The sequence below is a fragment of the Enterobacter sp. SCRI0065 genome (assembly GCF_059766475.1).
Map to the genome: position 1 here is coordinate 19,381 of NZ_JCBAJB010000017.1, position 12,538 is coordinate 31,918.

Consider the following 12,538-nt stretch of genomic DNA (forward strand, 5'->3'; position numbering starts at 1 on the left):
AGGACACTTTCATGGCAGGGTGAGTAGCCTGCCAGCCAATTACCAATGGAATTGGGTCAATGCCTAATGGGGTTTATAAGAAGTGGGTATATGGGGAAATATCCGCAATCTGAAAGCTCTTAGCGTGGTTTTTTACATCAATGGCCCTCAAACCCCAAATATCAGCAGAGGGAAGAATGAGAAATAATCCCTGCAAGACGGAACTGAAGGTCGCCCGTAGTCAGCGTAATAAGCTCCGTACTATATCGGCCAGGCTGAAAGAGATGTGCTGCGAGTGGGACGGACTGAGCGGCTGGCTTGAAACCGAAAGTGAGCAACTGGCTGAGAGCATAGACAGGCATATTGAGGCGCTCGAAGACCAGATACATGAGTGGGCAGAGGGTACGGATAATCGGGAGGGGTATTGAGTATCATCAGCCGAAAGTTCGACAAAAAAGAAACAGGTACCGTGTTCCGGCATGCCGAAAGCGGGAAAATCCTGTGTCGTCTCGATGCCCGCCTGGAGCCGGAGGACTGGGAAATGTTGCAGACGATGATCAGTCTGGTTTTCAACGCTGGGGTGACCGCCGGAAGCGAAAGAAGGGCCGCTGAGATACGTGAGGCTCTGGGGATATCGGGGGCTGAATAGCACATAAAAATGATGAGGATTTATACAGTTTTCAGACTGTTATTCCTGGGCAGATGATGCACAGCACGATATAATGGCGATGGCGCTTGAGGCTTTTTGCCTCATGACGTTCAGGTGGTTTGTACCGTGTTGTGAGGCAGAAAGAAGAAAGCCCCGTAGGAAGTTAATTTACATTAACCAACCACACGAGGCCATCTGCTTGATTCGACACCAACAGAATAGCCTCTTAGCTGCCGCAAGGCAAGGAGTAGAAGGCTATGAAATTGCCACGAAGTTCCCTTATCTGGTGCGTATTAATAGTGTGTCTCACACTACTGATATTCACATACCTGACCCGAAAATCGCTATGCGAAATCCGGTACAGGGACACGAACAGGGAGGTGGCGGCTTTCATGGCCTACGAATCCGCTAAGTAGCCAACCCCGGCGGGGGGAAACCCCCGCCACTCAGGGGCTGATGATGTTGATTCTTGCCCTGAAGCGCCTTTATGAAGGGGTTACCGGTTCGCTGGTAGCCCCTTTTTCCATCCTTCCCGGCGCGACCGCACGCATGAACAACCCGGAAGGTCTGTTCCCCTCCGGGGAACGGGGGAAGGAGGGCAGCGCCTCCGGCGCTTCCCCTCAACTCCCTGCTTCCTCTTCGATTCTTGATGTAAGCCACTCATTCAAACTACGCTGACTGGTAGTATAAAAGTTCAACCACAGAGGAATGTTTATGAAAGGTATTGAGACGTTATTTCTTGAACTTGATGATAACGAAGCAATGGCCCTGGCCCAGTTCGTTAAACGTCTGACATGGAGTGAGATGCGAGCCTGCGCCGTCAGTGATGATGAAACCTACCTGATGAAAGATGCGATCAGCAAACTTCAAAAAGCGCTGTCAGAAGGAGGTTACGCACCACGCTAAAACAGATCGCATACGGCAGGTGAATTCCTGAATTATTCCGGAGCAGGGGGCAGCACTTCAGGCCCACCCTGAACTACTCCGGAACACATTTTCCAGTGTACTTCTGCCCATATTTCCACCTCGGTACGGTTGATCACTCACGTCACGATCCAGTTCCAGGACAGCATCATGACTTTTAGTATCAACGGCTTATCCATAAGTAATAAAAACAGTTTTCGAAGATCTGCCAATCGGGTGAACAATAGTCCTGTCTCAATGCCAGAGTGCCGTCCGGGTAGTCATAAACTGTCATTTTCCCTCCTGCTATTTACCTCAAAAGACAACAATCACACCCCAGAGGCTATGGCCCCCTTCGGCTCCTGAGCCGCGAAGCGGCTCAGTCGTCGAGCCCCACTCCGCCAGGCAGCTGCTGCGCACCGGCCAGTCTCCGCCGAATCCCTTCGGGTTGAGGCTGTTGAACGTGAAGCTATGGTTCAGCCAGATGCGTGGAAAGCGTATCAACAGGTGTTAAATGCAGTACCTAAAAACGCCTCCACCGGGTTGAAAAACCGTTACCGCAGCCTCGCGGTTTCACTGGCGCTGAAGGCTGCAATGGCCTGCTCGCCCGAAGCCCTAAAACTCCTTGAGCTCAACGATGTGATTGAGTTTCGTGTCCTTCGATTACAGTTTTCCTCATCCTGCAGAACCGCTAAATAAGTTATCCCTGTAATACCAACCGGAGATATCCCATGAAACATCTTTTGGGTGCTGCACTGCTGTGCAGCGCACTGACCGGCTGCGCCGGTATGAACTCAGACTTTGACTGCAACAAAACCGCCACCGACCAGTGCCTGACCACCGGTGAGGCCAATAAGCTGGCCGCGCAGGGCAAAAGCCTGGATTCCCTGACCGCCGATAAAACGTCAAAAAAGCCTGCGGGTGAAACCCTGCCGGCACTGCGTAACACCGCGCCGGTTATCAACCCGCAGCGTCCTGTTTCTGTCGCAGCAACCGGAACCTCTGTCGCAAAACCCATCGCGCCGCGTCCGCTGGCCACAGCACCGGCTGGTCCTGCAACGGTGACAGCAACATCGCCAGTCGCCACAGGTCACATCGCGCCAGTAACGACGGTTAATACTGCTGGCCGCGTGCCGGTTCAGCGTATTCCTGATGCCACACAGCGCCTGTGGATTGCGCCCTGGGTCGATACTGACGACAACTTTCACCAGCCTTCGGTGGTGGAATTTGTGAAAAACAAATCCCACTGGGATGAAAGCTATCGCGTCATCGGGGAGGGGGGAGAATGAGTATTCTCGACAGCCTGATGGGGCTTGTGAATAACCGCAAGCGTGAAGACGGTGCCGCAACAGCGCGCGCCAATCTGGAACAGACGTGGGGCTATCCGTCGATCGTCGCCTCTCTGCCTTATCGCTATTACGACGAAACGAACGAGCTTTTTGTGAATGCCGGCAGCGCCGGTTTCATTCTGGAGGCGGCTCCACTGCCGGGCGCGAATGAGCAGGTTATCGCTGCACTCGATGACATGCTGCGTAAGAAGCTGCCGCGTAAAACGCCGGTCAGCGTCATTATGCTGGCCAGTAAATGTGTTGGGGAGCGTATTTCACGCGGCGTCAGCGCGGATATGTGGAAAGGTGATATGGCCGATCACCTGAATAAAATTACCCGCGCGTTCTGGCAGCGCTCAGCGCTGAAGGGGCTGGCCAACGAGCGTGAGTATCCTTTGTATCTGCGTAACTACCGCATTTTTATTGTGTACGGTAAACCCGCGAAGCGCTTCAGCCAGCAGGTGATGGATGACCTGGTGCAGGTCCGCAACACCATTCGCGTGTCACTGGGCGCGGCCCGCATCGAGACCATGAATACCGATGTGAATGCCTTCCTCTCCGTCATGCGTGAAATGATGAACTACCGCGAGGAGCAGGTGATGACCTCCAGCGGAGACTACAACGAAGACGAGAAGCTTAATCGCCAGGTGGTTGATCCGGGGATTGATATCAGGGTGCGGCCTTCTCATATTCGCGTGGAACTGCCGGAAAGCATCGAACCCGGCGGAACCCGACTGCCGGCCTCTGTCTGCCGCGTCATCAACATGCAGCTCAGTAAAAGCCCCAAACGCTTCGCCCTGTGGCAGGGTGCCGATAACCTGCAGAACCTGCGATTCCCTGACCTCGGTATTCCCTGTCCGTTTATGCTCACCTGGACCACGGAGCTGGAGGAACAGACCGCCACGCAAAACGAAGCCCTGCGCAAGGACATGGATCTGTCCAAAAAAGCCAACTCCGCGTATGGCCAGTTATTCCCTGGCACGAAGCGCCAGGCCGAAGAATGGCGACGTAACCGCGAACAGCTGGCCAACAATGAGATCGCTTTCTGCCGAATGTCCCTCAACCTGACCCTGTTCACTCCCGACAACAATACCGATGCCCAGTCCTGTGAACTGGCGGCCGTTAACGTGTTCCGTAAAAACGAACTCGAGATGGTGACGGTCCAGTACCAGCAAATGCGTAACTGGCTGAGCTGCTTCCCGTTTGTGATGCAGGAGGGGATGTGGGAGGACATGAAAATGACCGGCGCCACGCTGCGCGGTAAATCATGGAACGCTGTCAATCTGATGCCGGTGGTCGCAGAACGCCAGCTGTCTCATGTGGGGATGCCGCTGCCGACCTACCGTAATCAGGTCGCTTTCTTCGACATGTTCGGGGAGGAAAACGGCAGCACCAACTTCAATATCGCGGTTACCGGGACCTCCGGTGCGGGCAAATCCTTCCTGACGCAGGGGATTCTGCGCGACGTGCTGAACGCGGGCGGGTTTGCCTGGGTTATCGACATGGGCGACAGCTACAAGAACTACTGCCTGCAGGCGGGCGGGGTGTACCTGGACGGTGCGAAGCTGCGCTTTAACCCGTTTGCCAACGTGAAAGATATCAAGCAGTCCGCCGAAGGGATTGTGCGTCTGCTGACAGTGCTGGCGAGTCCGACAGAACCGCTCGACGGGGTCTGTGAAGCCATCCTGCAAAAAGCGGTCATGGACGCGTGGGAGAGAAAACAGCACGGGGCGCGTATCGATGATGTGTACAACTACCTGACGAGCGAGGATGTGAATCAGGCCTTTGCCGACAAACCGACCATCATCTCCCGCCTGGCAGAGCTCGCCATGCTGCTGGAAACCTACTGCACGTGGGGCCCTGACGGGGAATATCAGAACGGGCAGATGGCGGACTGGCCGTCACCACGGCGGGGAAAAGTGTCACCCATGAAGGGCCAGCCGAAGACCACAAGGTCAACCGCAGGCTGGCACAGGATGAAGAGAACATTTTACGTCACCGTGACCCGGAAGATCCTGGGTACAGCGACTACGACCAACACTATGAAGACAGAGAGCCTGAACTATGATGTCAGTCGCCCCCATCGCCTCAGCTGGCACCGCTGCCGGCTACTACAGCAATTCCGACAACTACTATTTCCTCGGCAATCTCCAGAGTCTCTGGCTGGGCGAGGGGGCGAAAGACCTCGGCCTGGAGGGAAGTGTCCGGGGGGATGACCTGAAGTCCGTGCTTGAGGGACGTCTTCCTGACGGCTCCCGCCTGGGCAAGGAGATTAATGGCAACCACGTTCACCGTCCTGGCCATGACCTGACTTTCTCAGCGCCCAAAAGTGTGTCCATCCTGGGCCTGATTGGTGGTGATAAAGAGATGGTAGAGGCCCACAACCACGCTGTTCGTGTGGCGGCGGGCTATGTTGAAAAGCTGATTTCCGCGCGTGACACGAAAGACGGTGTCACCTCTATTGTTCACACCGGCAAAATGGTTGCTGCTGCGTTCACCCACGACACGTCGCGCAACCTTGACCCTCAGCTGCATACCCACCTGCTGATTGCCAATATGACGGAGCAGGGCGGGAAGTGGAAAGCGCTGGCCACGGACTACATCCACGATGCCGGCTTTATCGAAACGGTCATGAAAATGCAGGTCACGCTCGGCAAAATCTATCGCAGCGCACTGCGCCAGCGCGTGGAGGCGCTGGGCCACGAGGTGGAAGAGGTCGGCAAGCACGGCATGTGGGAAATCAAGGGCGTGCCGGAGGAGGTGCGGGACGATCTGTCCTCCCGTGGCCGGGAAATTGAGGGGGCCGTCGGCGCAGAGGCCACGCTACGCAGCCGTGACGTGGCGGCGAAGGACACCCGTCAGGCGAAGGTCGACCCGTCACGGCTTCGCCTGATGGAGCGCTGGCTCGGCCAGTTGAAGGATAAAGGCTACGACCTGAAGGCCTATCAGGCCAGCGTGGTGCCGCGTGAAGCCGCAGCACGTGGGACACCGCCGCAGCCTGAACGGGTTTCATCGGACATGCCTGGGCGTACAGAACCGGGTGCGATGATGTCACCCGGACAGATACCCCAACCGGAAAAAGGGCCTGAATCACCGGGGCAGCCGGCAGTGCGGGACAGCACCTCACGCCAGCCCGAATCACGACAGACTGACACCCTGAGTCAGCCGGAACGGGCTGATGCCGAAAAAATGCCTGTCGGGAGAAGCGCGCGCGCAGGATGCACAACTGGTCTTTCTGGACAGTGCCGGTCGTCAGGCGAACGGCAACGCCATGTCGGTACTGGAGTCAGCCGGCGTGGTCCGTTCACGCCGCGCTGAACCGACGCCGGGGCTTGAGGCTGATGTGGTCAGTATCGCCAACAAACGCGATCGCTATGAGGCGCTGGCGAACCGCTTTGCGGAGTTGAGTGGCGGCGCCGAAAATGTCACCGCCGTGGTGGTCGGTAAGCGCGAACAGACCCATCTGACCGGGCTTATCCGTGATGCACTACAGAATGCCGGCCAGCTGGGACGGGACGGTGTGGACATCGAGGCACGTCAGCCGGTCTGGCTCGACAGTAAAACCCGCAGGATGCCCGGCTCTTACCGGCCCGGCATGGTGCTTGAGGATCGCAGTGATGCCAGAACGCGCCAGTCATACGTGATTGACCGGGTGCATGAGGACACCAGAGTGCTCTCGCTCATTGACGGGGATGGGGTGCTGACCCGCATGAAAATCGGGGATGTCAGCGCCGACTGGCGACTGTTCAGCCGTGAAACGCTCAGCGTGGCCACCGGCGAAAAACTGCTGGCCGTGGCGGGCGACCGTGAACACAGTCTGAAAGCCAAAGACCGTCTGGAAGTCACTGGCATCAGTGAAAAAGGGATCGAGGTAAAGCGGGGAGATGACATCCTGACGTTGCCGAAAGACCAGTCCCTGTATGTCTCGCACGCCTGGGTCAGTGCACCTGGTGGGCGTGATAACGACACCGGGGTGGTCCTGGCTGCACTTAACAGCCGGGATATCTCCTCTCAGACCATGAACTCGCTGGCACAAAGTGGCCATCGTGCCGAAATCTTTACCGCCGAAGTCCAGGATAAGGCGGAAACCCGGCTGCTGCGAATGAAAACCAATGCCTCTCCCGTGAATCTGGTTCGCACTCTCAGCGGCAAAGAAAATGTGAGTGAAGCGGTCGGCCAGCTGCATGACAGTGTGCGTACCGACGCCGGGCTGGCCGTGTGGCGTGCGGTAAACGACCAGCGCAGCGTGGTGTTCAGTGAACTGACGCTGGCTGACGAGGCACAGAAGTACCATCCCGACTTTGACGATATCGGCCATGAAATTAGCACGATGGTGAAAAGTGGGGAGCTGATGCGGGTATCCGCCGGGGGGGAGCCAAAACTGGTCGCCCGGGCGACCTGGGAAATGGAAAAAGCCATCCTTCGTACAGTGGAGGAGGGTAAAAACACACAGACTCCACAGCTTGATAAGGTGCCAGACGCTGTTTTCAACGGGCTGACTGCAGGACAAAAGGCATCGACGTCGCTGGTTCTGGGAAGTACCGACCAGTTTACCGGTATTCAGGGTTATGCCGGCGTGGGGAAAACCACGCAGGTGAAAGCGGTCGTGGCCGCGCTCGGGACGCTGCCGGCAGATTCCCGCCCCACCCTGACGGGTCTTGCACCAACGCATCAGGCCGTGAAAGAGATGAGCGAAGTGGGTGAGGACGGTCATGAGCAGGAACGGGCAGAACGTGTGCGCAGTGAAAACACGTTGCCGGATAACGCCCCAGGCGAACGTGAGCGGGCGTCACGGGTCGTCAGTGAGCTGGCCAGTGCTGAACGCGATTTGGTTCGCCATGCCGACAACACTGAGCGCGGCAGAATGCCGGAGCGCGAAGAACAGACCCTCACCCGTACTATCCAGAAAGAACGCTAACCCCAGGACAGGAAGAGAACACTGATGAAACTGAAGACACTGACCGCTTTGTTAGTTACAACATACATTGTTTTTGATCCTATGGCGCAGGCCTCAGCACCTCAGCCAGTCTTTACACCTGAGCAGGAGGCCAGGATCGGGGAAATTGCCTCAGAATATCTGGTGGCCCACCCGGAAATACTGGTGAGGGTCAGTCAGAAACTGCAGGAGCAACAGCAGCTGCGTAAGCAGAAGTTGTACGTCCTGAACGTGATGGAGCATCAGACCGAATTACTGCAGGACCCGGACACGCCAGCGACCGGACCGGAGCGCGCCGGGGTGGCCGTCATCGAGTTCTTTGATTATCAGTGCGTGTTTTGCAGTCAGTTTGCGCCGGAGCTGCAAAAAGTCATGAAAGCTCAGCCGGATGTGCGCTACATCTTTAAAGAATGGCCCATCTTTGGCAGGCGCTGGGAAGCGTCCCTGCAGGCGGCACACCAGGGCCTGGCGGTATGGAAAGAAAAAGGGGCAGAGGCCTATGTGACCTACCATAACGCCATCTATGCCACCGGTCATCATGAGGGGAAGCTGACCGCTGGAGATATTGAGTTGGCCGCGACAAAGGTGGGTGCGAATGCCACGAACGAGGCCAGTCACACGGCGATACTGGAGAAAAACAGTATGCTGGCGGAATCCCTCGGCCTGACCGGGACGCCTGGCATCATCGTGATGCCTCTCACTGCCGCAACCCCGGATACCATCACCGTTTTCCCGGAAGCGGTGACGGCTGAGAAACTGCTGGCCGCCATTCAAAAAGCGACATTCACGAAGTGAGTATTTAACTGAGGCATTCTCCCGCCAGAGGGTGTCTTTCAGCTTCCGCACGTACCCGCCATTATTTTACTCCCGTTCCCCTGCGCTTCCTCGATCTGGCCTGCCGGCCAGATACTGCGGCGAGCGTTGCCGGCTAAATAACCATCCCGAAGCTAATACGCATACAATGACAGGCAATCTGGTCATACGTCTGGAAAAAATGCTGCCGGGAAGGTAATATTCGGATCGTCAGCGATCGTCTTGTGGTGGGACAGATTGTTGATTCGGCTTAATTTTTGTGACCTAACTCAAACTAGCGTTTGACTGCTTTGTGGTGAGGCAGGCGGGTGGCAGAAGATGGTTATTCGGGAGTAATGCGGACTTCCGGAAACAAACAGGGATAGGGCGTATCCAGTAAAACGCTCAGGAGCAGGTAACGGGATTACCCGGAGCCTGAATGCACAAACCCCCCGAAATCTGTCTGAAACTTGGCGGAATCGTCAGATATCGAGGGGTCCAATAGCAGGCTCGAGGCCTGTGAAGGATTATAACGCATGCACCACATAACACAATATCCGGCCGCCATAAGAACAGGCCGCCGTGAATGACAATCAATTCTCTGTCCACTGGTCTGAATTACCGGCTGAAGAGTTAACCCGTTTCTGGCAGGAAGTCGATGCCGGAACACAGGATAATTTCCTTGTTGCGCCAGTCAAAAAACTGACCCGCCGCACGCGTGGTGAACATTCCACAAAACCCAAGTGTGAATACCCAGTCTGGTATCGTCCGGCGCATTATAAAAAGCTTGCCGGCGAGCTGGGTCATGCCTATAACCGACTTGTCGTTTGTGATGAAAGGACCGGGAAAGCCAGCCTGCGCATGCGGGTTTCCCGCCACCCACTTTATGTCGCCGGTCGTCATAAGGCAGGGCGCAAATACGGTTTCCGTCCGGAACGTCAGCGTCTGCTTGATGCGCTCTGGCCTCTGCTCGTCAGCTTCTGTGAGCGGGATTGTTGAATACGTTCATCGCCCAGATAAGCGTGAAGAGGGGGAAGGCCATCCGGCCAAGCGCATACAGCAGGGGTTCCGGTTTCTCCAGAAACAGCGTGTTGGTGTGATCGACCAGCATGGACAGAAGCGCCATGATTTTGACTGCGTCCAGTGCTGCCGGATTCAGACTGCCCGGACATAATGCTTTCTGCTGTGGCAAATGACGGGGAACTGTCAGATTCACTAAAATTCTTCTCATTCCGGCACTCATTCCTAAGCCAGTCCTGTAGCCAGCGCCAGAACTGGCGCCCGGTATTAACTGGCAATTTCACTTTGATACGTTCAAGGATTTTACGGGCGGCAAATTCTGATTTATCACGAAATACAAACATCGCGCCCTTGATGTCATTATTCTGAATACAGAGACTTAAAATATGAAAATCGTTCATAACCTTTCCTGTCTGATAATATCATTATCGGCAGAAGGCGTGGATTATTTAGCACAAATTAATATATTTATCATCGAGTTATAATTTAACACAGAGAAAAATGAATATCGCAGATCATTTTAATAATGATTCTGGATAAGTAGCACCCTTGTACTCTAACGGAGTTGTAATTGTCTTGCATGTGACCTACGGAAACCGGATTAAATACCATCGAGTACAAAATCAATGGCAGCTTTAATCTCATTGCGATAAGCCATCGCCGAGCAAAAATCAGCGCCAATCCCCCGTTTTGGTACGCCGACCATTTCAATGACGATAGCAAAATAATCATTGCCATCAGTCAGCCGGACAATTGGCATGATGCGGTCTGGCCATTTCCCTGGGAGTTTATCAACCGGACTTAATGGAATCATCATGCGTTTATCTAAATCGTCAATGATGTCGCTCTGGACATCCAGCAGATACGGGTAAACGGTGCTCTTGTTCGCGTTGCGATAAACCGTAAATTGCATGATCAGAATGTCCGGTATTGATCAGAAAAGCTGCCATGTTCTTCCAGAAAGGCATTGAGGTTTGCGATACCTTCTGCATTCTCTTCTTTCCAGCGTGCCGCCTCATGTTTACGCAGCTCGGCATCAATAGCGGTAGCGAACGTCTGGGACAGATTGATACCCAGAGCGCGTGCGCGACTCAGTAAATCACGATCAATGGTGACATTAACGTTTTGGGTAGTACGTTGAGTAGCCATGTTCGGCCTCCTTTGCTTGAATGTGTTCAGTATACACACATCCATTACCCATCACATCATCGCTAAATGCGCGGAAGCGCTGACGGGGCAACCATTCCGCTTAATATCATTTTAGTGCTCATTCAGTCCCTGAAAGGTTGCGACTACTACCGTTTAACTGTACATTTAATCTGTACATTACAAAGAAGAGGTGTATTTTTATGTTCACTATTTCAGCAACAGAAGCCCGTGCAAAACAATCCACGATTCTGGATAAAGCCTCGCAGGGCGAGGCTGTACGTATCACGCGCCGAATTGGTGGCGATGTAGTGGTTATTTCTGCTAAAGAGTATCAGGAGTGGCAAGCGGAGAAGTTTGATCGGGAGTTCGCCAAAATCACGGGCCGGTTTGGTGATGCCTTAAAGGATTTGGCTGACAAATGATTTTTTCACTGAATGAAGCGATCGTGATGCAAATTCACGACCGTATGATCGAATTATACGGCGGTCTTCCTGGCATGCCGGATGCGGAAAGGGTGGGAGCAATCATAGCGCGCGTGGAGCAAGCTAAGTATTATAGCGATCCCGCTCCGGATGTTTTTGAAACGGCTGCACTATATTGGATAGCCATAGCGCGGGGCCATATCTTCAACGATGCTAATAAGCGCACAGCGCTGGCCAGTACGCTTTTTTATTTGGCGCGTAACAACATCCAAATCCGTAACCATCCGGAAGATCAGGCGCGGTTAGTGGATTTAACCCTCAAAGCCGCTACCGGCGACCGGGACATTGCTGATTTGGCCGCCCAGCTCCGCACGTTCGTTACCTTCTGATATGATTGCTCCAGCTCAAGAGCATACGCTGGCATAACGAGAAGCGAATCAAGTCATCATTAGGTGCAATGAACCCGATGAAGGACAGTCAGCATCTGGGGAGCACAACTTAATCAGTCCAAGAATACATCCCGCAGCCCCAGACGGACATCTCAATTTAGCTACTACATACCATGTCTACCCGATCCTGAAATGTCACCCGGTTTTCCAATTCTAAAATGTCACCTTTACTGTGATTAAGTCTGAAAGAGCAGGGTAGTTAGCTGGTTATCGTTTGAGGCTGGCTCTGAATTCTTCAGGATTGGCCAGTACCGGATTGATAGCCTTAAGTTGCTCCTGGATTCTTGCCTGAGCTCGTCGTTTGGGCATACTTTTACTGCGTTCCCTTTTACCGTCCCGTTCGCGTTCATCCTGCTGAATCTGTGCGAGTTTCAGTACTGCTCCCAGGCGTTTGTTGTCCACAATAGCGCCCTGGTCAACGATGGCCCGCTTGTCGTAGACCTGATATGACAACGTTCTGTAGCCGTATTTGAATGCAAGCGTGCCGTCCGGATAGTCGAGAACCATGATTTTCTCGCCGGAAATACGTGTGTTTTCTTCAGTCGGGTCAACCAGATAGAGCATCTTATCGTACTGAAAAGTCAGTGATTTAGAGAGTGTGCGCAGTTCCTGCCAGGCAAAAATATCATCCAGTTCAGACTGTGATTCATCGACTGGGCGGTGGAGGTTTTTAGGGTATTGAGGTGCTTTAGCAAAGCGTCGGTTAAAGTCCTGAATAAAGATTTCAAGCCAGGCATTTGCTTCTTCAATACCCGTAATGTTCTCGAGCCGCATTTCCTTTATTAGGGGTCCGCTTGGAAAACGGAAATTATCCCACGCTAAGAATATATTTTGTACAGCAGTGGAGAAGGATGAGAGACCAGCAGTTCATTAACAGGGACTCCTTTTTGCTTAAGCGGCTCAATGGTTCT

15 protein-coding genes and 4 pseudogenes are annotated in these 12,538 nt (G+C 54.1%); 15 read left to right on the forward strand and 4 right to left on the reverse strand.

Going from position 1 to position 12,538, the window contains the following annotated elements:
• The first annotated feature begins 176 nt into the window (after positions 1-176).
• The 13 genes and pseudogenes from AC6EMZ_RS22615 to repA all read left to right on the forward strand — a co-directional run.
• Positions 177-407 (forward strand): hypothetical protein, encoded by a 231-nt coding sequence (locus tag AC6EMZ_RS22615; RefSeq protein ID WP_498405074.1) that lies wholly within the window; start codon positions 177-179, stop codon positions 405-407.
• Positions 404-628: a hypothetical protein gene (locus tag AC6EMZ_RS22620; RefSeq protein WP_498405075.1), complete on the forward strand. Its 225-nt coding sequence runs from the start codon at positions 404-406 to the stop codon at positions 626-628. The genes AC6EMZ_RS22615 and AC6EMZ_RS22620 overlap by 4 nt, the downstream gene beginning before the upstream one ends.
• Positions 629-731: 103 nt before the next feature.
• A pseudogene (locus tag AC6EMZ_RS22625) lies at positions 732-977 on the forward strand (DUF5431 family protein); the annotation flags it as partial.
• The gene (locus AC6EMZ_RS22630) at positions 925-1,044 is read left to right on the forward strand and encodes a type I toxin-antitoxin system Hok family toxin (RefSeq protein WP_223156217.1); all 120 of its coding nucleotides are present in this window, start codon (positions 925-927) and stop codon (positions 1,042-1,044) included. The pseudogene AC6EMZ_RS22625 and the gene AC6EMZ_RS22630, both read left to right, overlap by 53 nt.
• A gap of 40 nt (positions 1,045-1,084) precedes the next feature.
• Positions 1,085-1,306, forward strand: a complete 222-nt coding sequence (locus tag AC6EMZ_RS22635; protein ID WP_498405076.1) for a hypothetical protein — start codon at positions 1,085-1,087, stop codon at positions 1,304-1,306.
• Positions 1,307-1,342: 36 nt separating this feature from the next.
• Positions 1,343-1,534 (forward strand): DUF7706 family protein, encoded by a 192-nt coding sequence (locus tag AC6EMZ_RS22640; protein ID WP_498405077.1) that lies wholly within the window; start codon positions 1,343-1,345, stop codon positions 1,532-1,534.
• 468 nt (positions 1,535-2,002) lie between these two features.
• Positions 2,003-2,230, forward strand: coding sequence for a hypothetical protein (locus AC6EMZ_RS22645; RefSeq protein ID WP_498405078.1), 228 nt, complete (start codon positions 2,003-2,005; stop codon positions 2,228-2,230).
• A gap of 32 nt (positions 2,231-2,262) precedes the next feature.
• Positions 2,263-2,820: a type IV conjugative transfer system lipoprotein TraV gene (gene traV, locus AC6EMZ_RS22650; protein WP_174341697.1), complete on the forward strand. Its 558-nt coding sequence runs from the start codon at positions 2,263-2,265 to the stop codon at positions 2,818-2,820.
• Positions 2,817-5,075: a TraC family protein gene (locus AC6EMZ_RS22655; protein ID WP_498405081.1), complete on the forward strand. Its 2,259-nt coding sequence runs from the start codon at positions 2,817-2,819 to the stop codon at positions 5,073-5,075. The genes traV and AC6EMZ_RS22655 overlap by 4 nt, the downstream gene beginning before the upstream one ends.
• Positions 4,984-5,733 (forward strand): annotated as a pseudogene (gene mobF, locus AC6EMZ_RS22660) (MobF family relaxase); the annotation flags it as partial. The gene AC6EMZ_RS22655 and the pseudogene mobF, both read left to right, overlap by 92 nt.
• A gap of 304 nt (positions 5,734-6,037) precedes the next feature.
• Complete coding sequence (locus tag AC6EMZ_RS22665) at positions 6,038-7,777, forward strand: AAA family ATPase (protein ID WP_498405082.1); 1,740 nt, start codon at positions 6,038-6,040, stop codon at positions 7,775-7,777.
• A gap of 24 nt (positions 7,778-7,801) precedes the next feature.
• The gene (locus tag AC6EMZ_RS22670; RefSeq protein WP_498405083.1) at positions 7,802-8,590 is read left to right on the forward strand and encodes a DsbA family protein; all 789 of its coding nucleotides are present in this window, start codon (positions 7,802-7,804) and stop codon (positions 8,588-8,590) included.
• 579 nt (positions 8,591-9,169) lie between these two features.
• Positions 9,170-9,574 (forward strand): annotated as a pseudogene (gene repA / locus AC6EMZ_RS22675) (plasmid replication initiator RepA); the annotation flags it as partial.
• On the opposite strand, the gene AC6EMZ_RS22680 reads toward repA, so the two are convergent.
• From AC6EMZ_RS22680 to AC6EMZ_RS22690, 3 genes are all read right to left on the reverse strand, one after another.
• Positions 9,561-9,830 (reverse strand): TraX family protein, encoded by a 270-nt coding sequence (locus AC6EMZ_RS22680; protein WP_498405084.1) that lies wholly within the window; start codon positions 9,828-9,830, stop codon positions 9,561-9,563. The pseudogene repA and the gene AC6EMZ_RS22680 sit on opposite strands and share 14 nt — an antisense overlap.
• A gap of 378 nt (positions 9,831-10,208) precedes the next feature.
• Positions 10,209-10,520: a CcdB family protein gene (locus AC6EMZ_RS22685; protein ID WP_498405085.1), complete on the reverse strand. Its 312-nt coding sequence runs from the start codon at positions 10,518-10,520 to the stop codon at positions 10,209-10,211.
• Positions 10,521-10,522: 2 nt separating this feature from the next.
• A complete protein-coding gene (locus AC6EMZ_RS22690) occupies positions 10,523-10,756 on the reverse strand; it encodes a type II toxin-antitoxin system CcdA family antitoxin (protein ID WP_498405087.1) in 234 nt (77 codons plus the stop codon).
• Between the two features lie 200 nt (positions 10,757-10,956).
• On the opposite strand from AC6EMZ_RS22690, the gene AC6EMZ_RS22695 reads away from it, so the two are divergent.
• Both AC6EMZ_RS22695 and AC6EMZ_RS22700 read left to right on the forward strand, forming a co-directional pair.
• The gene (locus AC6EMZ_RS22695; protein WP_498405088.1) at positions 10,957-11,178 is read left to right on the forward strand and encodes a type II toxin-antitoxin system Phd/YefM family antitoxin; all 222 of its coding nucleotides are present in this window, start codon (positions 10,957-10,959) and stop codon (positions 11,176-11,178) included.
• A complete protein-coding gene (locus AC6EMZ_RS22700) occupies positions 11,175-11,567 on the forward strand; it encodes a type II toxin-antitoxin system death-on-curing family toxin (protein WP_498405089.1) in 393 nt (130 codons plus the stop codon). The genes AC6EMZ_RS22695 and AC6EMZ_RS22700 overlap by 4 nt, the downstream gene beginning before the upstream one ends.
• A 267-nt stretch (positions 11,568-11,834) precedes the next feature.
• Here AC6EMZ_RS22700 and AC6EMZ_RS22705 read toward each other — a convergent pair.
• Positions 11,835-12,413, reverse strand: a pseudogene (locus AC6EMZ_RS22705) (ISNCY family transposase); the annotation flags it as partial.
• Positions 12,414-12,538: the final 125 nt, after the last annotated feature.

Bases quoted from the DNA above. Each gene is read 5' to 3' on its own strand.
- AC6EMZ_RS22655 (WP_498405081.1), top strand. From the start codon at position 2,817: ATGAGTATTCTCGACAGCCTGATGGGGCTTGTGAATAACCGCAAGCGT.
- traV (WP_174341697.1), top strand. From the start codon at position 2,263: ATGAAACATCTTTTGGGTGCTGCACTGCTGTGCAGCGCACTGACCGGC.
- AC6EMZ_RS22645 (WP_498405078.1), top strand. From the start codon at position 2,003: ATGGTTCAGCCAGATGCGTGGAAAGCGTATCAACAGGTGTTAAATGCA.
- AC6EMZ_RS22695 (WP_498405088.1), top strand. From the start codon at position 10,957: ATGTTCACTATTTCAGCAACAGAAGCCCGTGCAAAACAATCCACGATT.
- AC6EMZ_RS22670 (WP_498405083.1), top strand. From the start codon at position 7,802: ATGAAACTGAAGACACTGACCGCTTTGTTAGTTACAACATACATTGTT.
- AC6EMZ_RS22640 (WP_498405077.1), top strand. From the start codon at position 1,343: ATGAAAGGTATTGAGACGTTATTTCTTGAACTTGATGATAACGAAGCA.
- AC6EMZ_RS22700 (WP_498405089.1), top strand. From the start codon at position 11,175: ATGATTTTTTCACTGAATGAAGCGATCGTGATGCAAATTCACGACCGT.
- AC6EMZ_RS22665 (WP_498405082.1), top strand. From the start codon at position 6,038: ATGCCGAAAAAATGCCTGTCGGGAGAAGCGCGCGCGCAGGATGCACAA.
- AC6EMZ_RS22690 (WP_498405087.1), bottom strand. From the start codon at position 10,756: ATGGCTACTCAACGTACTACCCAAAACGTTAATGTCACCATTGATCGT.
- AC6EMZ_RS22615 (WP_498405074.1), top strand. From the start codon at position 177: ATGAGAAATAATCCCTGCAAGACGGAACTGAAGGTCGCCCGTAGTCAG.
- AC6EMZ_RS22685 (WP_498405085.1), bottom strand. From the start codon at position 10,520: ATGCAATTTACGGTTTATCGCAACGCGAACAAGAGCACCGTTTACCCG.
- AC6EMZ_RS22680 (WP_498405084.1), bottom strand. From the start codon at position 9,830: ATGAGTGCCGGAATGAGAAGAATTTTAGTGAATCTGACAGTTCCCCGT.
- AC6EMZ_RS22635 (WP_498405076.1), top strand. From the start codon at position 1,085: ATGATGTTGATTCTTGCCCTGAAGCGCCTTTATGAAGGGGTTACCGGT.